Source organism: Knoellia pratensis, from assembly GCF_042666395.1.
Taxonomy (GTDB): Bacteria; Actinomycetota; Actinomycetes; order Actinomycetales; family Dermatophilaceae; genus Knoellia; species Knoellia pratensis.
In genome coordinates this window covers 1,285,764-1,305,098 of sequence record NZ_JBHTDJ010000003.1, presented here as the reverse complement: position 1 = coordinate 1,305,098, position 19,335 = coordinate 1,285,764, and the positions used below count along the sequence as shown (strand labels likewise).

18 protein-coding genes are annotated in these 19,335 nt (G+C 68.2%); 4 read left to right on the top strand and 14 right to left on the bottom strand.

Translation table 11 applies throughout. The features are described 5' to 3' along the window. Positions 1 to 376 precede the first annotated feature (376 nt). A complete protein-coding gene (gene tyrS / locus ACFQRE_RS16115; protein WP_380124222.1) occupies positions 377 to 1,636 on the bottom strand; it encodes a tyrosine--tRNA ligase in 1,260 nt (419 codons plus the stop codon). Positions 1,637 to 1,701: 65 nt separating this feature from the next. On the opposite strand from tyrS, the gene ACFQRE_RS16110 reads away from it, so the two are divergent. From ACFQRE_RS16110 to ACFQRE_RS16100, 3 genes are read left to right on the top strand one after another with little or no spacing between them, the layout of a single operon-like run. Then, entirely contained in the window at positions 1,702 to 2,601 is a 900-nt protein-coding gene (locus ACFQRE_RS16110; protein WP_380124220.1) for an aminoglycoside phosphotransferase family protein, read from the top strand. 12 nt (positions 2,602 to 2,613) lie between these two features. Further along, positions 2,614 to 3,414, top strand: a complete 801-nt coding sequence (locus tag ACFQRE_RS16105; RefSeq protein WP_380124218.1) for a metallophosphoesterase family protein — start codon at positions 2,614 to 2,616, stop codon at positions 3,412 to 3,414. Between the two features lie 17 nt (positions 3,415 to 3,431). After that, positions 3,432 to 4,448 (top strand): adenosine deaminase, encoded by a 1,017-nt coding sequence (locus ACFQRE_RS16100; RefSeq protein WP_380124216.1) that lies wholly within the window; start codon positions 3,432 to 3,434, stop codon positions 4,446 to 4,448. A 14-nt stretch (positions 4,449 to 4,462) separates the two neighbouring features. Here ACFQRE_RS16100 and ACFQRE_RS16095 read toward each other — a convergent pair whose 3' ends face one another. Next, positions 4,463 to 5,014 carry a TetR/AcrR family transcriptional regulator gene (locus tag ACFQRE_RS16095; protein ID WP_380124214.1) on the bottom strand — a complete coding sequence of 184 codons (552 nt, stop codon included), beginning with the start codon at positions 5,012 to 5,014 and terminating at the stop codon, positions 4,463 to 4,465. A gap of 101 nt (positions 5,015 to 5,115) precedes the next feature. On the opposite strand from ACFQRE_RS16095, the gene ACFQRE_RS16090 reads away from it, so the two are divergent. Next, positions 5,116 to 6,261, top strand: coding sequence for an FAD-dependent oxidoreductase (locus tag ACFQRE_RS16090; RefSeq protein WP_380124212.1), 1,146 nt, complete (start codon positions 5,116 to 5,118; stop codon positions 6,259 to 6,261). A gap of 357 nt (positions 6,262 to 6,618) precedes the next feature. On the opposite strand, the gene ACFQRE_RS16085 is transcribed toward ACFQRE_RS16090, so the two are convergent. Genes ACFQRE_RS16085 through pheS form a run of 12 tightly spaced genes read right to left on the bottom strand, consistent with a single transcriptional unit; the run spans position 6,619 to position 19,319 of the window. Next, positions 6,619 to 7,251, bottom strand: a complete 633-nt coding sequence (locus ACFQRE_RS16085; RefSeq protein ID WP_380124210.1) for a DNA-3-methyladenine glycosylase — start codon at positions 7,249 to 7,251, stop codon at positions 6,619 to 6,621. Continuing rightward, entirely contained in the window at positions 7,248 to 8,696 is a 1,449-nt protein-coding gene (argH, locus tag ACFQRE_RS16080; protein WP_380124207.1) for an argininosuccinate lyase, read from the bottom strand. The genes ACFQRE_RS16085 and argH overlap by 4 nt, the downstream gene beginning before the upstream one ends. Then, positions 8,693 to 9,196, bottom strand: coding sequence for an arginine repressor (locus ACFQRE_RS16075; RefSeq protein WP_380124204.1), 504 nt, complete (start codon positions 9,194 to 9,196; stop codon positions 8,693 to 8,695). The genes argH and ACFQRE_RS16075 overlap by 4 nt, the downstream gene beginning before the upstream one ends. Next, positions 9,193 to 10,149: an ornithine carbamoyltransferase gene (gene argF / locus ACFQRE_RS16070; protein WP_380124201.1), complete on the bottom strand. Its 957-nt coding sequence runs from the start codon at positions 10,147 to 10,149 to the stop codon at positions 9,193 to 9,195. The genes ACFQRE_RS16075 and argF overlap by 4 nt, the downstream gene beginning before the upstream one ends. 56 nt (positions 10,150 to 10,205) lie before the next feature. After that, positions 10,206 to 11,420 carry an acetylornithine transaminase gene (locus ACFQRE_RS16065; RefSeq protein ID WP_380124198.1) on the bottom strand — a complete coding sequence of 405 codons (1,215 nt, stop codon included), beginning with the start codon at positions 11,418 to 11,420 and terminating at the stop codon, positions 10,206 to 10,208. Continuing rightward, positions 11,417 to 12,301, bottom strand: a complete 885-nt coding sequence (argB, locus tag ACFQRE_RS16060) for an acetylglutamate kinase (protein WP_380124195.1) — start codon at positions 12,299 to 12,301, stop codon at positions 11,417 to 11,419. The genes ACFQRE_RS16065 and argB overlap by 4 nt, the downstream gene beginning before the upstream one ends. A gap of 10 nt (positions 12,302 to 12,311) precedes the next feature. Continuing rightward, positions 12,312 to 13,463: a bifunctional glutamate N-acetyltransferase/amino-acid acetyltransferase ArgJ gene (argJ, locus tag ACFQRE_RS16055; protein WP_380124192.1), complete on the bottom strand. Its 1,152-nt coding sequence runs from the start codon at positions 13,461 to 13,463 to the stop codon at positions 12,312 to 12,314. Continuing rightward, a complete protein-coding gene (locus tag ACFQRE_RS16050) occupies positions 13,460 to 13,867 on the bottom strand; it encodes an ACT domain-containing protein (protein ID WP_380124304.1) in 408 nt (135 codons plus the stop codon). Before ACFQRE_RS16050 ends, argJ begins: the two co-directional genes overlap by 4 nt. A 5-nt stretch (positions 13,868 to 13,872) precedes the next feature. Next, positions 13,873 to 14,916: an N-acetyl-gamma-glutamyl-phosphate reductase gene (argC, locus tag ACFQRE_RS16045; protein ID WP_380124190.1), complete on the bottom strand. Its 1,044-nt coding sequence runs from the start codon at positions 14,914 to 14,916 to the stop codon at positions 13,873 to 13,875. Between the two features lie 46 nt (positions 14,917 to 14,962). Continuing rightward, positions 14,963 to 15,691: an SDR family oxidoreductase gene (locus tag ACFQRE_RS16040; protein WP_380124187.1), complete on the bottom strand. Its 729-nt coding sequence runs from the start codon at positions 15,689 to 15,691 to the stop codon at positions 14,963 to 14,965. After that, positions 15,688 to 18,225: a phenylalanine--tRNA ligase subunit beta gene (gene pheT / locus ACFQRE_RS16035; protein WP_380124184.1), complete on the bottom strand. Its 2,538-nt coding sequence runs from the start codon at positions 18,223 to 18,225 to the stop codon at positions 15,688 to 15,690. Before pheT ends, ACFQRE_RS16040 begins: the two co-directional genes overlap by 4 nt. Next, entirely contained in the window at positions 18,225 to 19,319 is a 1,095-nt protein-coding gene (gene pheS / locus ACFQRE_RS16030) for a phenylalanine--tRNA ligase subunit alpha (RefSeq protein WP_380124182.1), read from the bottom strand. Before pheS ends, pheT begins: the two co-directional genes overlap by 1 nt. Between the last annotated feature and the right edge of the window lie 16 nt (positions 19,320 to 19,335).

The following is a 19,335-nucleotide window of genomic DNA, read 5'->3' as shown; positions in this document are numbered from 1 at the left end:
CCATCACCCAACCCATCCGGGCCAGACTCCAGGGCAACTCTCCAAACTTACCCACGGCCACACTTGGGCGTCAAATCCGTGACCCACTCTCTGAGTGGCCGAATCCGACGCGCTTGGATCTTCGCGGGGCACCCACACTAGCAACCTTGCGGCCGCTGTTCCAAACCGGCGTTTCCATCGGTTCTTGTTGCGGGGATCAACCTTGGGGACCGGCCTACTTCGTGTGAGGCGGCGAGCCTCACGCGGTGGTGTCCGTTCCTCCCTCTCGGGCTGACATCGAGAACATTAGATGACGTTCTCCCCAACACCAAATCGGCCACCCGAAACGGCCGGCGGGAGCACACGGCATACCGAAAAGCCTTGTGCCACAACGGTTCTAGACCTTGCGCGCAGCTGCCATGGACTTGCGGCCACGACGGAGGATCGCCACGGTGCCGTGGAGGAAGTGCTCGTCGCCGAGCGTGAACTCGGGATCGGTGACCTTCTCCCCGTTCACGGAGGCCCCGCCATCACTGATCGCGCGTCGTGCGGCATTGCGTGAGTCGACGAGGCCGACGGCCACCAGGGCGTCCGTCATGGTCATCCCCGACGACACCTCTCCCCCGGGGAGCTCCGCCGTCGCATCCCCGAGCGTCCGAGGATCCAGAGCCGCCAGGTCGCCCTTGCCGAAGAGTGCTTCGGACGCTGCTTGGACCGACGCCGTGGCCTCGGCACCGTGCACCAAAGTCGTCACATCAGCAGCGAGCGCACGCTGGGCGGCACGACGGAAGGGTTCCTCGCTCACCTGGCGTTCGAGCTCTGCAACCTCGTCCTGCGTGCGGTCGGTGAAGATCCTCACGAGTTTGATGACCGAGGCATCCTCGACGTTGAGCCAGTACTGGTAGAAGGCGTAGGGGCTGGTCATCTCGGACGACAGCCAGACCGCGTTGCCCTCGCTCTTGCCGAACTTGTTGCCCGCCGAGTCGGTGACGAGCGGCGTGGTGAGCAGGTGGACCGACTCTCCCTCCACCTTGTGGATGAGGTCGGAGCCGGCAGTGAGGTTGCCCCACTGGTCCTGGCCGCCGGTCTGCAACGTGCAGCCGTGCGCCCGGTAGAGCTCGAGGAAGTCGAGCCCTTGAAGGATCTGGTAACTGAACTCCGTGTAGGAGATGCCCTCGTCCGAGTTGAGGCGGGCCGCCACGGCATCCTTCTTGACCATCTGGTTGACCCGGAAGTGCTTCCCGATGTCACGCAGGAAGTCCAACGCCGACATCGGCGCGGTCCAGTCGAGGTTGTTGACCATGATCGCCGCGTTGTCGCCCTTGAAGTCGAGGAAGGGCTGCACCTGCTGCTGGATGCCGGCCACCCACTCGGCCGTCTGCTCCTTGGTCTTGAGCACGCGCTCGGCGCTGGGCCGCGGATCTCCGATGAGACCGGTCGACCCGCCCACGAGGCAGATGACCTTGTGGCCGGCCCGTTGGAGGTGCCGCATCACGATGAGTTGCACCAGGTTGCCGAAGTGCAGCGAGGGCGCCGTCGGGTCGAACCCGCAGTACGCGGTGATGGGCCCGCTCGTCAGGGCGTCGCGCAGAGCGCCTTCGTCGGTGGTCTGCGCCACGAGGCCGCGCCACTGCAGTTCAGCAAGGATGTCGTTCACGAAGCGATAGCCTGCCACGGGCAACTCGCTGGACGATGCGGCACGTCGACGTGTGGGATGGGCTGATGCCAACACTGTTCGAGGGCGAGACCCCTGTCGATCTCGACATCGTCGGAGCCCTCGTCGCCGACCAGTGTCCGCAGTGGCGCGATCTGCCGCTGCGTGCCATGTCGACCTCGGGGACCGAGCACACGACCTACCGCCTCGGCGAGGAACTGCTCGTGCGCGTGCCTCGAGACGCCTCCGCGGAGGCCGGGCTGAACAAGGAGATCGACTGGCTTCCGCGACTGCGCAACCGGCTCGCACTCGAGGTGCCCGTCATTGAGCACGTCGGCGAGCCCTGCGCGGAGTACCCGCACGTCTGGAGCATCAACCGCTGGGTGACTGGGGAGGACGCCTCAGCACGGGTCCTCGCGGGAGACATCCCGGCCTCGTGGGCCGACGTCCTGGCCGGCGTCGTCGCCTCGTTGCGTGATGTCAACCTTGGCGCAGTGGCAAAGAGGCACGTGCCGCAGGGCCAGCGCGGCGGCCACCTGCGGGTCAGGGTCGACGCTCTTCGGGGCCGGACCGATCCGGTGTCCGGGCCGCTCGATCCGACGCCGGTCATGGGACTCCTCGAGGCCGCGCTCGATGCCGGGACGCCGGAGCCGGAGCCCGTCCTTCTCCACGCCGACCTCATCCCCGGCAATCTCGTCGTGCGCGACGGTCGGCTCGTCGGGCTTCTCGACTTCGGCACCCTGACGACCGGGTATGCGGCGTGGGACCTCACGCCTGCATGGTGGGTTCTCGACGCTGCCGGTCGCGAACGCTTCCGGAAGCGCCTCGACGTCGATGACGTGTCCTGGGCCTGGGGCAAGGCCTTTGCCGCATCCCAAGGGCTCCTCGCCGACTGGTTTTACGCCCCCCGTGGCCACGCCCTGGCTCCGCTGGGTGCGCGAGCCGTGGCCGAGGCCCTGGCCGGCTGACAGACTCTGACCATGCGGGAGAGCACATGGTTCGACGAGGCCACGGATGCACCAGAGATCGGCCGGGTCGCCGTTCTGTCGGATGTGCACGGTGTCCTGCCCGTGCTCGAGGCCGTCCTCGCGGAACCGGACGTCGCGAGTGCAGACCTCATCGTCGTCACGGGCGACCACACGGCCGGCCCGATGCCCGTCGAGACGCTCGACGCGCTCACGGCACTCGGCGATCGGGTCGTCCTCGTGCGAGGCAATGCCGATCGTGAAGCCGTGGGGATCTCCGAGGGAGCCGACTGCCCCCACCCCGAAGCCGTGTGGGCCGCTCATCAGCTGCGCCCCGACCAGGTGGACCTCCTGAGGGATCTCCCCCACCCCGTGGTCATCGAGATCGCAGGATTCGGGCAGGTGCTCTTCTGCCACGGGTCCCCCCGCGACGATGACGAAGTCGTGCTCGTCGACTCACCGGTAGCCGCCTGGCAGAGCGCCCTCTCGACCGTCCCGGAAGCCGTGCACGCCGTCGTGTGCGGCCACACCCACATGCCCTTCGTGCGTCTGGTTGATCGTCGGCTCGTCCTCAATCCGGGCAGCATCGGCATGCCCTACGGCCGAGCTGGCGGTGCCTGGGCCCTTCTCGACAACGGCCAGGCCTCGTTGCGCCACACCGAGATCGACATCGAAGCCGTGTGTGCTCGCATCGTCGCCCAGTCCGGCTACCCCGACCGGGAGGCGTGGGCCGACGAGTACGTCCGGTCGCGCAACAGTGACCTCGACGCCCTCGCGGCCTTCACACCGAGGGTGGGCACCGCCCCCACGGCGTGACTGGCAGACTTCGACGCATGGGTGAGCGGGCGGCATACACGGAGTTCATCGCAGGGCTGCCGAAGGCAGAGCTGCACGTCCACCACGTCGGCTCGGCGCGGCCCGAGACCGTGGCACGGTTGGCGCAGCGACACCCGGATGCCGGTGTGCCGCAGGGCATCGAGGCACTGCGCGACTTCTACACGTTCTCGGACTTCGGTCACTTCATCGACGTCTATCTCGGCGTCGTCGGGCTGCTGCGCACACCCGAGGACATCCACCTGCTGACCTACGAGGTCGCCGAAGGCCTTGCGGCACAGCAGGTTCGCTACGCCGAGCTGACGATGACGCCCTTCACGAGCGTGCGGATGGGCATCTCGATCGAGGCCTACACCGAGGCGATCGAGGACGCGCGACGAGCCGCCGAGCGCGACCACGGCATCGTCCTCCAGTGGATCTACGACATCCCCGGTGAGGCCGGCCTCGAGTCTGCCGATGCGACTCTCGGCTACGCCCTCGACCACGGCCCGCAGTCGCTCATCGGCTTCGGTCTGGGTGGTCCCGAGGTCCCACGCCCGCAGTTCAAGGCGCACTTCGACCGTGCGCGCGCCGCGGGACTGCGCTCCCTCCCCCACGCCGGTGAGTCGACCGACGCCCAGTCGGTGTGGGACGCGCTCGATGCCCTCGGAGCCGAACGCATCGGCCACGGCATCCGCTCCATCGACGACCCGCGCCTTGTCGAGCGGCTCGTCGCCGAGCGCATCCCGCTCGAGGTGTGCCCGACGTCCAACATCGCGACCCGGTGCGTGCAACGGCTCGAGGACCACCCCATGCGAGCGTTGCGCGATGCCGGCGTCGTCATCACCGTCAACAGCGATGACCCGCCGATGTTCGGCACGACGTTGAACCGCGAGTACGAGATCGCCGCCGACCTCCTCGAGCTCGACGAGCCTGGGCTCGCTCAGCTCGCCATCACTGCGGTCGACGCGAGCTATGCGCCTGACGACGTGAAGCAGCGGATCCGCACCGAGATCGAGGAGCACACAGGTCAATAGGTGGTCGCTCTGCGCTATCGGCTGCCGGCCACATAGCGCTGCACAGTGGGCCCAACCCAGCCGACGATCTCGTCGTGCTCCATCGTCACCAGTGGCGGGAGTGCGAGGACATACCTTCCCAGGGCCATCCCCAGGACCTGCGAGGCGACGAGACTTGCTCGCGTCGGTGCCGCTGCAACGTCGCCCGTCACACTCGCGATGATCGGGGCGAGCTGACTCGCGAAGATCTGCCGCATTCGCTCTGCCACCACTTCGTCGGTGATGCCGGCTCGAAGCAGGATGAGGAGGGCCTCGTCACGTTCCCAACGCTCCAGGAAGTGAGCAACGAGGCTTGCCCCGAGCTGATCACTCGGCACCTGACTCAGGTTCGGGAGCTCGAGGTCGAACTCGGCCGCGGCGGCGAACAGGCCCTCCTTGTTGCCGAAGTAGCGCATCACCATGGCCGGGTCGATGTGGGCGTCTGTCGCGATCGCTCGAATGGTGGCCCGGTCGTAACCGTCTGCGGCAAACCGCCGGCGGGCCACGGCGAGGATCGCCGACTTCGTCTCTGCTGCCGAGCGTCTCATGGCAACGACTCTATGCCAACACTCGTTGACTAGGCCGTGGATGAGCGTTACGTTTGTTGTCAACAAGCGTTGACAACAAACGGCTTCTCACAGGAGGAACGATGCTCACTTCGGAAACAGAGGTCCTGGTCGTCGGTGCGGGGCCGGTCGGCCTCACCACCGCCACTGTCCTGCGACACCACGGTCACGAGGTGACGGTCGTTGACAGCCTGGCCGCAGGCGCCAACACGTCACGTGCGGCAGTGGTGCATCCACACACTCTTGAGGTGCTGGAGCCCTATGACGTGGTGCCTGCGCTGGTTGAACGCGGCGTCCATACGCCGACCTTCGCCATCCGAGATCGCGACACGTTGCTGATGTCCGTGCCGTTCAGCGAGCTGCCCACCCATTACCCCTACACCCTCATGATCTCCCAGGCAGACACCGAGGCATTCCTCCTGGCTCGACTGGAGGAGCTCGGTGGCAAGGTCATCCGGCCGTTCACCGTGACAGCTATCGCACAGGACGCAGACCGCGTGACCGCGACGCTGGACGACGGGCAGCTGATCAGCGCTCGCTACCTCGTGGGGGCGGACGGAATGCACAGTGTCGTCCGCGAACAGGCTGGCATCGACTTCATCGGCAGCACCTACGCCGAGTCGTTCAGCCTGGCCGACGTGCACCTGTCCGGCGGTGTCCCCGACGACGAAGTGATCCTGTACTTCTCGCCCGCTGGGCTGGTTGTGGTGGCACCCCTTCCTGACAACACGTTTCGCATCGTGGCCACGGTCGACGAAGCACCGGAGGAGCCGGACATGGCGTTCGTCCAGAGTCTGCTCGACGAACGTGGGCCCGAGGCCGAGCCAGCCATCGTCGAAGAAGTCCTGTGGGGGTCTCGGTTCCGTGTGCATCACCGCGTTGCGGACTCGTTCCGCGACCGTCGGATCCTGCTCGCCGGCGACGCGGGCCACGTGCATTCGCCTGCGGGTGGGCAGGGCATGAACCTGGGCATCGAGGATGCTGTCGAGGCTGGCGAGCGTCTTTCACGCGTGCTGGCCGGCGAGCCTGACGCACTTCTCGACGAGTACGCCCACTCACGTCGCGAGGCGGCCCAGAGGGTGGTCGCCCTGGCCGACCGGCTCACGAGCCTCGCCACCGCACCCACGTCCCGCCGCCGGTTCCGCAATGTCGTCATGCGGGTCCTCGGCGCCATCCCCGCAGTGCGACACCGCGTGGCCCTGCGCCTCTCAGGCCTGGATCGTCGCTGAGATCCAACTCCGACACGAGAATTCGCCGTGGTACTCGTGAAGGAGCTCGCGGAGCGGATCTCGACGTCGGTGAGGAGCTCTCTGCTCATCCCGATGTCGTCGAGGCCACCACGTTCCGCGGGGTGCTGCGCCCGCCGGGGGGGAATCGACGATGTCGACCACCGCTCGAGGCCTGGTCAGTCGTCACCTTCTTTGCGCGGACGACACCACGACGCTGCTGGCCACGTGGGAGCACACCGCCGGCTGGTCCCAGTGGGCGACGAAGCCCCAGGACTCGGCGCTGATTGCTTTCGCTGGCGCATCAGGCGGGCGCAGCCCGCATCATCAACCACCCGAGCTGGCCCACGCTGCCGGAGGTCAGCTGGTCCGTCGGCGGATGACGCCGGGCCGGTAGGCGCTCACCGTCGGCTCCGTGTCGATCCAGAACCGCCAGGGGTATGCCGTTCCGTCGCCACCGGGACCACTCACGCCCACGCGTGGTCCGGTCTGCACTCGTGAGTCCTCGACGGGGTCTCCAGCCGTGAGGGACAGCGCGATCGGCGGCACCTCACCCAAGGGAGGCCGACAGAAGTCGCGGGCAGTGTGGGACCCGTCAAGGGCCAACGTCGTCGCGAGGCGGGCAGGACCGCGGCACCAGTCACGCTCACGGACACCGGAACGGCGCTCGGCAGCCACCTCGTGCCCGTCAACGACCTCACCGGCACGCACGAGGACGGCCTCGGCGCTGCCCGGCTGACCCGTCACGAGGCAGAGCATCCAGTGCATCCCGTAGGTGAAGTAGACGTAGGTGACGCCAGCCGGGCCGAACATCGGCGCCGTTCGCGGCGTCTTGCCACGGAAGGCGTGGGAGCCCGGGTCGCGGTCACCGGCATACGCCTCGGTCTCCGTGATGCGCACGGTGACGCCGCCGTGCGTGAGGTGCGCGCCAAGGAGTTCGCGCGTCACGTCGAGGACGGGGCGCGCGAAGAACTCTCTCGGCAGGCGGGTCACCGGATGGTCGGCTGGCTCGCTGCCCAGGTGCGGGCCTCGTCACGGTGGGCTGCGGCCCGAGTCACCTGTTCGGCCACCCGCACCGGTGCAGTTCCACCCTTGGCGTCGCGTGAGGCGAGCGAGCCCTCGACCGTCAGTACCTCGCGCACCGCGGGGGTGAGGTGCCCCGAGATGCCCGCAAGGTCCTCGTCGGTGAGGTCCCACAGCTCGATACCCCGGCCCTCGCAGACCCGCACGCACTCCCCCGCGACCTCGTGGGCGATGCGGAAGGCAACGCCCTCTCGGACCAGCCATTCGGCGATGTCCGTGGCGAGCGAAAAGCCCTGAGGTGCAAGGGATTCGAGGCGTTCTGTGTTGAAGACCAAGGTGTCGACCATCCCGCTGAAGGCCGGCAGCAGGACTTCGAGCGTGTCGATGGAGTCGAAGACCGGCTCCTTGTCCTCCTGCAGATCACGGTTGTAGGCCAGCGGCAGTCCCTTGAGGGTCGTGAGCAGCCCTGCAAGGTTGCCGACGAGCCGCCCTGCCTTGCCTCGAGCGAGCTCGGCGACGTCGGGGTTCTTCTTCTGCGGCATGATGCTCGACCCCGTGGAGTAGGAGTCGTCGAGCGTGACGAAGCCGAACTCCTTTGTCGCCCAGAGGATGACCTCCTCCGCAAAGCGCGAGAGGTCGATCGACACCATCGCGGTGACGAACGCGAACTCAGCCACGACGTCGCGCGCAGCGGTTCCGTCGATGGAGTTCTCGACGGCGGCGGTGAAGCCAAGGTCCGCGGCAACGGCTTCCGGGTCGAGGCCCAACGAGCTGCCGGCCAGGGCACCGGAGCCATAGGGGCTGAGCCCGGCGCGGGCGTCCCAGTCACGCAGACGGTCGACATCGCGCAGGAGGGGCCACGCGTGCGCGAGCAGGTGATGGGCCAGCAGCACCGGCTGGGCGTGCTGGAGGTGCGTGCGGCCGGGCATGGCCACGGTGGGGTGGCGCTGGGCCTGGGCGATGAGGGCGTCGACGACGTCGAGGACCAGGCCAGCGACGGCGCGGGCGTGCTCGCGCAGATACATGCGCACGAGCGTCGCAACCTGGTCGTTGCGTGAGCGACCGGCTCGCAGGCGTCCCCCGACGTCGGCTCCGGCGCGCTCGATGAGGCCACGCTCCAGTGCCGTGTGGACATCCTCGTCGCCGGGAGCCGGCACGAACGACCCCGACTCGACGTCCGTGGCGAGCTGCTCAAGTGCGGCGAGCATCGCAGCCAGGTCGGCGTCGACCAACAGACCTGCGGAATGCAGGACACGGGCGTGTGCGCGCGAGCCGGCGATGTCGTGCAGGGCCAGTCGCCAGTCGAAGTGCGTCGAACGCGACAGCTCCGCCAGGGCGTCGGCCGGGCCGCCGGTGAAGCGACCTCCCCACAGGCTCAGGCCAGACTGAGGCTGGTTGACGTCCGTCGAACTCACGCGTTCTCCTTGCGGGTGTAGGCCATGAGGCGTGCGGCGACCTTGCGGGACGCCGCCGTGCCTGTCGTGATCACCATGATCGTGTCATCCCCGGCGATGGTGCCGACGATGCCCGGCACGGTCGTGTGGTCGATCGCCGAGGCGAGGAAGTTGGCTGCGCCCGGTGGTGTGCGAAGGACGACGAGGTTCGCCGACACCTCCGCAGACACGAGGAGCTCGTGGCAGCGCTGCGCCAGACGGTTCGTCGTCTCCTGACCGTCGGGAGCGACGCGGACGGTGCGGTCACCGCCCTCTCCGGGTACGGCATACACCAGGAATTTGCCCACGCGGACCTTCTCCGCGCCGACGTCCACGAGGTCGCGCGAGAGCGTCGCCTGGGTGACGTCGATGCCGTCCTCGCCCAGGATCTCGAGGAGCTCGGTCTGCGATCGGACAGATCGGCTCGACAGGATCTCGATGATGCGCTGCTGGCGCGCCGTGCGGGTGCCGGAGACGGTCATCGGCGATCTCCGCCGGACTTCTCGATCAGCCAGGACAGGACGGCCTTCTGCGCGTGGAGCCGGTTCTCGGACTCGTCCCACACCACGGACTGCGGGCCGTCGATCACGGAGGCATCCACCTCGAAGCCGCGGTAGGCGGGCAGGCAGTGCAGGAAGATCGCGTCCGGCTTGGCCTTCGCGAGCAGTTCGGCGCTCACCGCGTAGGCCGCGAATGGGCTGGCCGAGCCCTGACGGGACTCCTTCTCCTTCTCGAAACCCATCGAGACCCAGGTGTCGGTCGCGACGACGTCGGCGCCTGCGACGGCCTCGGCGGGGTCCTCGACGATCGTGATCGATCCGCCCTGCGTCGCGGCGATCTCCGTCGCGCGCGTCAGCACGGAGGGGTGGGGCTGGTAGTCGAGGGGCGTGCCGATGCGCACGTGGAGTCCGGACATGGCCATGCCGAGGAGGTAGCTGTGGCTCATGTTGTTGGCGCCGTCACCGACGTAGGCGAACGTGAGACCGGCCAGCGTTCCCTTGTGCTCCTTGATGGTGAGAAGGTCGGCCAGGATCTGGCAGGGGTGGAACTCGTCGGTCAGCGCGTTGATCACCGGCACGCTGGAGTGGGCGGCCATCTCCTCGATGCGCTCCTGCCCGTAGGTCCGCCACACGATCGCACGCGCTTCACGGGTCAGGACTCGGGCGACGTCGGCGATCGACTCACGCACGCCGACCTGGGCGAGCTTGCCGTCGATGACGAGCGGGAAGCCGCCAAGGTGGGCGATGGCGCCGGCGAAGGAGACCTGGGTGCGCAGGGTCTGCTTGTCGAAGAGGACCGCGACGACCTCAGGCCCGGCGAGGGAGCGGTCGCTGAACGGGCGCGCCTTGATCGCCGCGGCGCGGTCGAGGATCTCGGCCTGCTCCTCGGGTGTGACGTCGTCGTCCCGTAGGAAATGTCGGACTGTTGCGGTCATGCGGGGTCCCCGCGAAGTATCGGAGGAGCGAAGCGGGGGAGAACTTTGTGGGGTACTCATGGGGTCGACTCCTTGGCAGTGGCGATGAGGGCCGGCAGAGCGGCGACGAACAGATCGAGCTCGTCGCTCGTCACGACGAGGGGTGGCACGAGGCGAATGGCATTGGGCGCCACCGGATTGATGAGGAATCCGGCCTCGCGTCCTGCCGCCGCGACAGCCGCGGAAAGGTCGGAACGCAGGACGATCGCGCGCAGCAGACCGCGTCCACGCACCCCCTCGATGTCGGGGTGACCCAGCGCCTCGACGGCCCCGACGAGGTGCTCGCCCATCTCGGTCACGTGGTCCAGCAAGCTGTCGGCCTCGATGGTGGCAAGGACGCTCAGACCTGCGGCAGCGACGAGGGGGTTGCCACCGAACGTCGAGCCGTGCTGACCTGCCGTGAGTAGACCTGTGACGGCAGGCCCGAAGGTCACGAGGGCACCGATGGGCAGGCCGCCTCCGAGTCCCTTGGCGAGGGTGATGGCGTCCGGGACGATGCCACTGCTCTGGAATCCGAACCAGTCGCCCGTGCGACCGACGCCGGTCTGCACCTCGTCGATGATGAGCAGGGCGCCCGCCGCTGTGGTGATCTCCCGAGCGGCCTGCAGGTATGCCGGGTCCGCGACGATCGCTCCCGCCTCACCCTGGATGGGTTCGAGGACAACCGCCGCGGTGTCTGACGTGACCGCGGCCCGCAACGCCTCGGGGTCGTTGTAGGGCACGTGCGACACGTCGGGGATGAGTGGTGTGAACGGATCCCGGTAGGCCGCCTTGTGCGTGAGCGCCAGGGCACCGGTGGTCCGTCCGTGGAAGGCACCCTCGGCCGCAACGATTCCAGTGCGACAGGTGCGTCGGGACAGCTTGATTGCGGCCTCGATCGCCTCGGCGCCGGAGTTGGCGAAGAAGACACCGGAACCCTCAGGAGCCTGGGCGATCTCGAGGATCCGCTCGGCGAGCTCAACCTGGACGCGCGAGGTGTAGAAGTTCGAGATGTGGGCCATCTCCCCCACCTGCTTGGAGACGGCGGCGACGAGCGCGGGGTGGTTGTGCCCCAACGCATTGACGGCGATGCCACCGACGAGGTCGAGGTAGCGCTTGCCGTCGGTGTCCCACACCCAGGCACCATCACCTCGCTCGAGGACGAGCTGCGGTGCCCCGAAGACCGTGATGAGTGAGCGGGCGTAGCGGTGAAGGACCGCCTGCTGTGACTCGGTGCTGTCGCTGGTCGTCATGTGTCCTCCTCGATGAGGGTGCCGATGCCGTCGGAGGTGAAGACCTCGAGCAGCAGGGAGTGTGGTTCGCGTCCGTCGATGACATGCGCTTGGGGCACGCCCTCGGCGACGGCCCGGATGCAGGCCTGGAGTTTGGGGATCATGCCGGCGTCAACGGTCTTGACGAGTTCGCGCGCCTGGCTCAGTGGCAGGGTCGAGAGAAGGGAGGACCGGTCGGGCCACGCGGCATACACGCCTTCGACGTCCGTCAGGACGACGAACTTGCGCGCACCGAGCGCGACCGCGAGGGCGGCCGCTGCGGTGTCGGCGTTGACGTTGAGCACCTGTCCCTCGTGATCGAGATTGGGTGCGATGGTCGACACGACGGGGATTCGGCCCACGTCGAGCAGGTCCATGACGGACTGGGTGTTGACCGAGACCACGTCGCCGACGAGCCCGAGGTCCTCCTCGACACCGTCGATGACCACACCGCGGCGGCGGGCTCCGAAGAGCGCACCGTCCTCGCCGGAGAGGCCAACGGCAAGGGGTCCGTGCTGGTTGAGCAGGCCGACGAGCTCACGACCGACCTGGCCGGTGAGCACCATGCGGACAACGTCCATGACCTCTGGCGTGGTGACGCGCAGGCCGCCCCTGAACTCGCTCTCCAGGCCCAGGCGGTCGAGCATGGACTTGATCTGCGGGCCGCCGCCATGCACGACGACGGGGCGCAGACCGGCATAGCGCAGGAACGCGATGTCCTGGGCGAAGGCGAGCTTGAGCTCGTCATCGATCATGGCGTTGCCGCCGTACTTGATGACGACGAGGGCTCCCCGGAAGCGCTCGAGCCAAGGCAGGGCCTCGACGAGCGTGCTCGCCTTGAGCTTGGTCAGGTCGTCGGTCACCGGGGCATCCTCATGAGCTGTAGGCGGAGTTCTCGTGGACGTAGTCGTGGGTGAGGTCGTTGGTCCAGACCGTGGCCGTGGCGTCGCCGGCGTGCAGGTCGATGACGACGCGCACCTCCCGCGGTTCGAGGTCGACGAGCTCCCGGTCGTCACCGATGCTCGCGGCGCGGCACACCTGGACACCGTTGATCGCCACGTCGAGAGTCGTCGGGTCGAACTGCGCCTGCGTCGTGCCCACAGCGGCGAGGACTCGGCCCCAATTCGGGTCCTTGCCAAAGATGGCGGCCTTGAACAAGTTGCTGCGGGTCACGGACCTGGCGACGTCAACGGCGTCGGACTCCGTTGCGGCAGATCGCACTTCGACAGCGATGTCGTGGCTGGCGCCCTCGGCGTCCTCAATGAGCTGACGGGCCAGCGAGTCGCAGACGTCCGTCACAGCGGCGGTCAGTTCAGCCATCCCGACGGTCACGCCTGAAGCGCCGGAGGCCATGAGCACGACCGTGTCGTTGGTCGACATGCACCCGTCGGAGTCGACGCGGTCGAAGGTCACCGCTGTGGCAGCGCGAAGCGCCTCGTCGAGGGCGGCAGCGTCGGTCACGGCGTCGGTGGTGATGACGCAGAGCATCGTCGCGAGGCCGGGCGCGAGCATTCCCGCGCCCTTCGCCATGCCACCCACGGTCCAGCCGTCACCGGTGGCGGTCGCCACCTTGTGGACCGAGTCCGTGGTCATGATGGCGCGAGCGGCGTCGACGCCGCCGTCGCGCCCGAGTGCGACCGAGGTCAGTTCGACACCGTTCTCGATCTTGCCCATCGGCAGGAACTCTCCGATGAGCCCGGTGGAGCAGACGACGACGTCCATCGCACTGCAGGACAGCGCGTCGGCCACGATCTCGGCCGTCCGGTGGGTGTCCTGGAAACCCTGGGGACCGGTGCACGCGTTCGCGCCACCGGAGTTGAGGAAGACCGCGTCGGCCCGTCCGTCGCTGACGACCTGACGGGACCAGGTGACGGGGGCCGCCTCGACCCGGTTGGACGTGAAGACGGCCGCGACGTGGTGGTGCGGACCGTCATTGACGACGAGAGCCACGTCGCTGGACCCCGAAGCCTTGATGCCCGCGGTGGCACCGGAAGCGCGGAACCCCTGTGCCGCAGTGACGCTCACGATCCGCTCCGTCCCGTGAGCACGGTCGGTGTCACGATGAGTCCGGCCTTGCGCCAGACCTCTCCCGCCCTGTCGATCTCCCCCTCGGGGACGAGGATCCAGTCGGTGTCGTAGGTCGACATGGCAAGGACACTGATGCCCGCAGGCACGAGCGGAGCGAGAATGCCCGCCATCACACCAACGGCATCGAAGGCCAGGGGTCCTGCGACCTCGACGGCACGGAACGGGCCCTCGGTCACCACGCCTGCCGGCACGGCGTCCGCGAGGCACACGATGGAGGTCTCCAGGGGTGATCGGCTGAGGGAGGCGAACGGGCCCGCGGTCCAGTCCCACGTCGGCTCGGTGCCGGCGTCGAGCCGCGCCATGCCGAGCGACTCGGGGTGGGTCATGAGGTGCAGGCGCATGGCGCTCACGGCGCCACCCCCGATCCGAGAAGGCCGGTCGACTCAGGGAGGCCGACGGCGAGGTTGAGGCACTGCACCGCGGCTCCGGCAGTGCCCTTGGCGAGGTTGTCGATGGCGGCGACGGCGACCACTCGGCCGACCCGCTCGTCGAGTGCGATCTGGACCGTGACGTGGTTGCTGCCGATGACGTGCGCGGTGGTTGGCCATGTGCCCGGCTGGAGGAGGTGGACGAAGGTCTCGTTCTCGTATGCCGCGTGCCAGGCCTCACGGACCTGCGCAGCGGAGACTCCGGGCACGACCTTGGCCGTGCAGGTCGCGAGAATGCCGCGGGGCATGGGGGCCAGCGTCGGCGTGAAGGACACCGTGACCGGCGAGCCCGCAGCGGCACCGAGGTTCTGCTCGATCTCGGGCGTGTGGCGGTGCCCTCCGCCGACGCCGTAGGGCGACATGGAGCCCATGACCTCGGAGCCGAGCAGGTGCGGCTTGAGCGATTTGCCTGCCCCAGACGTCCCCGACGCCGCGACGACGACGACATCGTCGGTCTGCACCACTCCGGCGGCGAATCCCGGAGCCAGTGCCAGAGTCACTGCCGTGGGGTAGCAGCCCGGAACCGCGATCCGGTTCTGCCCAGCAAGAGCGACCCGCCCAGAGCCACCACCGGTCAGCGCAAGCTCGGGCAGACCGTAGGCCCACGACCCGGCATACGGAGTGTCGTAGAAGGTGGTCCAGGCGGACTCGCTGCGCAGCCGGAAGTCGGCGCCGCAGTCGATGACCACTGTGTCGTCCCCGAGAGCCTCGGCCACCGCGGCCGAGTGTCCGTGAGGAAGGGCGAGCACGACGACGTCGTGCCCGGCCAGGACGTCGGCCGTCGTCTCGTCAAGGACTCGGTCGGCGAGATGGAAGAGGTGTGGGTGGATGTCACCCAACCGCGAGCCGGCGTTGCCACCAGCCGTCACGGCACCGATCGTGACTTCAGGGTGGTGCAGCAGCCAGCGGAGTGCTTCGCCTCCGGCATAGCCGCTTGCTCCAGCAACTGCGACGCTCACCATGTGCATAGTCTTGCATGAGATGGCAACTCTATGCAAAGACGTTTCGTCAGCGCAGGGGGTCGTCGTCTCCCCATGGAACCAGACCCAGGGTCCGATCGCTTTCTGCCAGACCGGCTTCCGCGCGGGCGTGCAGTGATGCCACGGTGTCGCTCCCCGCTCGCATCATCCGGCCACTCCACGCATCGAGCTCTCCTCGCGCGATGGCGAGGAGCAGATCGGTGACCTCTGCGGGGGACGTCCACTCGGTGCGGTCGCGGTGGGCTTCCATGGACTTGGTCATGTCGGTGCGGACCACACCCGGAGCAAGGTCGAAGATCAGGGCTGTGCGATGCGGCCCCAGCCCCAGCCCGGAGGTGATGCGGGCCAGCGCACCCTTGCTCACGTTGTAGGCCGTGGCGATGTCGTAGTTCTTGTAGGCAGCGCCGGAGTTGATGTTGACGATTCGGCCCGCCGGACCAAGGTGCGGCAGGACCGCACGAGTCATGAGGTAGGGCCCGCGCACGTTGGTCTCGACGGTCGCCCACCACTCATCGGGGTCACTGTCGGCCAAGGCCACCTCGGCGTCGATGACACCGGCGTTGTTGACCAGCAGGTCGATCCGCCCGTGGCGTGCCACGACGGTAGCGACCCACGCGTCCACGGCCACCCGATCGGTCACCGGCGCCGTGGAGCGTGAGCCGCGCTCCACGGCATACCCGGTGTCCTGCAGGGCATCGGCGATGTGCGCACCGATCCCTCGTGAGGCTCCGGTGACGATCGCGACCGGCTGGGTCATCGCTGGACGGCTCCCGTTGCCGACGCGGCCGAGGCGACTGCCGCGTCACGCAGGACCGACACCTCGTCGGTCTTGAGGGTGCGATCGGCACGGAAGGTCAGCCGGTAGGCCAACGACTTCCTGCCTGCATCGAGCTGGTCACCGCGGTAGATGTCGAAGAGGGACACCGACTCCAGGGACTCCCCCGCACCGGCGCGCAGGGCAGCCTCGACGTCAGCGGCCGCAGTGGACTCCTCGACGACCAGCGCCACGTCCGTGTGCGCCGCCGGGAAGGTGGACAGCTGGTGCGCCTGAACGGCAGTGCCCGTCGCAGCGACGAGGACGTCGACATCGAGCTCTCCCCCGACGGTCGCCACGGGCAGATCGAGGGCCGCGACGACCTTGGGGTGCAGCTCGCCGACGTGGCCGACTGCTGTGCCATCGGTCAGGGTGATGGCCGCGCACCGTCCCGGGTGGAACGGCGCACGGTCACGGGCTGCGACAACGGACAGCTCGAGCCCCAGGGCGCGGCCCACTGCCAGCGCCCAGCCGACGGCGTCCGAGGCCTCTGCCCGGCGCGATGGCCCCCACGGGCCACCGCGTTCGATGTCGCCCGCAGCAGCGAACGCGACGTGCCGAGGCTGTGCAGGCACGGCCCCGAGAATCTGCGCCAGGGTCGCGTCGTCAGGCCGCGCGTCAGCAGTGGGAACCGGTGCCGACATCGGGGATGCCGAGCCGACCGTCACGAGGCCCACCTCATAGACCGCGACATCACGAGAACCACGGGAGACATTGCGGCGCAGCGCATCGAGCAACGTGTCAAGGATCGAGGTGCGCATGAGCGGCGCCTCGTCGGACAACGGATTCGCGATGCGCACCGTCGAGCGGCGAGCATCGTCCGACGCATAGCCGAGCTGGTCGAACCTGCCCTCGCCGATGAAGGGGTAGGTCAGCACCTCGACGAGACCCTGGTGCGCCAAGGTGTTGGCGACGGTCCGCCGGACGCGCTGCCCGTGGGTGAGGCCACGACCCGCGCTCTTGGGCTGCGGCAGGACGGAGGGGATCTGGTCGTAGCCACGGACCCGGGCCACCTCTTCGACGAGCTCTGGTCCGTCGGTGAGGTCGGGTCGCCACGTCGCTGCTGCAACGGAGACGACATCGCCGTCGCGTTCCTCGACCTCGCACCCGATCGCGCGCAAGGTGGTGAGGACCTCGTCACGCGAGTAGTCCAGACCGATGTAGCGCGTGGGCTGCGTGACGTCGAAGTCAAAGGCTCCACGGTCAATACGGTTGTCGACGTCGGTGACACCGGCATCCGCAGTGCCGCCACCGTGCTCGACGAGCAGGTCGACGGCCAACTGGGCCGCGGCCGCCGTGACCGCCGGGTCCACGCCACGCTCGAAGCGCTTGGATGCCTCGGTCGTGAGCTTGTGCCGACGGGACGAGCGCGCCACGGTAACAGCGTCAAAGTGAGCGGCTTCGATGAGCACGTTGGTGGTCGAGTCACTCACCTCGGAGGACTCGCCACCCATGACCCCGGCGATCGCCAGGGCCGTGTCGGAGCCGTCGACGATGAGCAGGTCCTCGGGGTCGAGGATGCGCTCGACGTCGTCGAGGGTCGTGAGCCTCTCCCCCGCCCTGGCACGACGCGTGCCGATCGACCCCGAAAGTGTGTCGAGGTCGAAGGCGTGCAGCGGCTGGCCGAGCAGCATCATCACGTAGTTCGTCACGTCGACCGCGAGCGAGATGGGACGCATCCCGACCTGGGTCAGGCGCTTCTGCATCCAGGCCGGGCTCGTGGCCGTGGTGTCGACCCCGCGAACGACCCGGGCCACGTAGCGGTCGCAACCCGCGCGGCCGTCGAGCGGACCCTCGTCAGCCAGCGACACGGCATACCCGTCGCCGTTGGCCTCGGCCACGTCAAGGCGAGCCGGGTCACGGAACTCGCGCCCGGTCGACAGGGCGTACTCACGCGCGATGCCACGCAGGGAGAAGCAGTAGCCGCGGTCGGGCGTCACGTTGACCTCGACGACCTCGTCAGCGAGACCGAGAAGGGCGATGGCGTCGTCGCCCGGCTGCAGGCTGGAACCAGCTTCCGCGCCCAGCAACTCGGTCAGCACGATGATGCCGTCGTGGTCCTCACCGAGGCCCAGCTCAGCGGCCGAGCAGATCATGCCGTTGGAGACGTGCCCGTAGGTCTTGCGCGCCGAGATCTCGAAACCGCCGGGCAGCACGCCACCGGGCAGCACCGTGACGACCAGATCACCCGGAGCGAAGTTGTGGGCGCCGCAGACGATCTCCTGGGCCTTGCCCTCGGTGACCATCTGGCCGTGGTCGCCCACGTCGACGGTGCACCAGTTGATCGTCTTGCCGTTCTTCTGGGGTTCGGGCTGGACGGTGAGGACGCGGCCGACGACGAGCGGACCGGCGATGTCACCACCGTGCAGGCCCTCCTCCTCGAGGCCGACGCGGACGAGGGCGGCCGCGATGTCGACACCCTTGGCGTCGGCCGGGACGTCGGCGAGCTCACGCAACCACGAGACGGGGGCGTGCATCAGATCTCCATTCCGAACTGGCGGGAGAAGCGAACGTCTCCCTCGACGATGTCGTGCATGTCACCGATCCCGTGACGCAGCATGAGCGAACGCTCGATGCCGAGGCCGAACGCGAAGCCCGTGTAGCGGTCCGGGTCGATCCCGGCGCTGCGCAGCACGCGACGGTTGACCATGCCCGAACCACCGAGTTCGATCCACCCGGTGCCGCCGCAGGAGCGGCACGACGGGTCCTGACCACGGCAGATCCAGCACTGGCAGTCGATCTCGGCGCTGGGCTCGGTGAACGGGAAGTAGTTGGGTCGCAGGCGCGTGACGATGCCGTCACCGAACAGCCGCTGGACGAAGGCGTCGAGCGTTCCTCGCAGGTGCGCCATGGTGATGCCCTCGTCGACGACCAAACCCTCGAACTGGTGGAACACGGGGGTGTGCGTGGCATCGAGATCGTCGGTCCGGAAGGTCTTGCCCGGGCAGAGGACATAGATCGGCGGCTCGCGATCGAGCATCGAGCGCACCTGGACGGGCGAGGTGTGCGTGCGCAGGACCAGCCCGGAACCTGTCGGCGCGACATAGAAGGTGTCCTGCTCCTGACGTGCCGGGTGATCCGGTCCGATGTTGAGAGCATCGAAGTTCAGCCACTCCGACTCGACCTCCGGTCCCTCGGCGATCTCCCAGCCCATGGAGACGAAGATGTCCTCGACGCGCTCGGAGACGAGGTTGATCGGGTGGCGGGCACCCACCGGCCGACGGCTGACGCGGACCGTGAGGTCCTCGGTCTCCTCGACGAGGACGCGTTCGTCGCGCTCGGCCTCGAGCTCAACCTGGCGCGCGGCGAAGGCCTGGTTGACACGACCGCGCGCCTGACCGACGCGCTTGCCGGCCTCGGCCTTCGCGCTCGGGGGCAGGGCGCCGATCTCACGGTTGGCCAGAGCAAGCGGCGACTTGTCACCGGTGTGCGTGGGGCGCAGGGTCTTGAGGTCGTCGAGCGAGGTCGCTGCGGCCACTGCCTCGAGCGCGCCGGTGACGGCCGCGTCGATCGTCTCGGGGTCGAGAGCTGCAACCTCGACGGGATCGAAGTTCGTGTTGGGTCCAGACATGGCTTCCACTCTCATC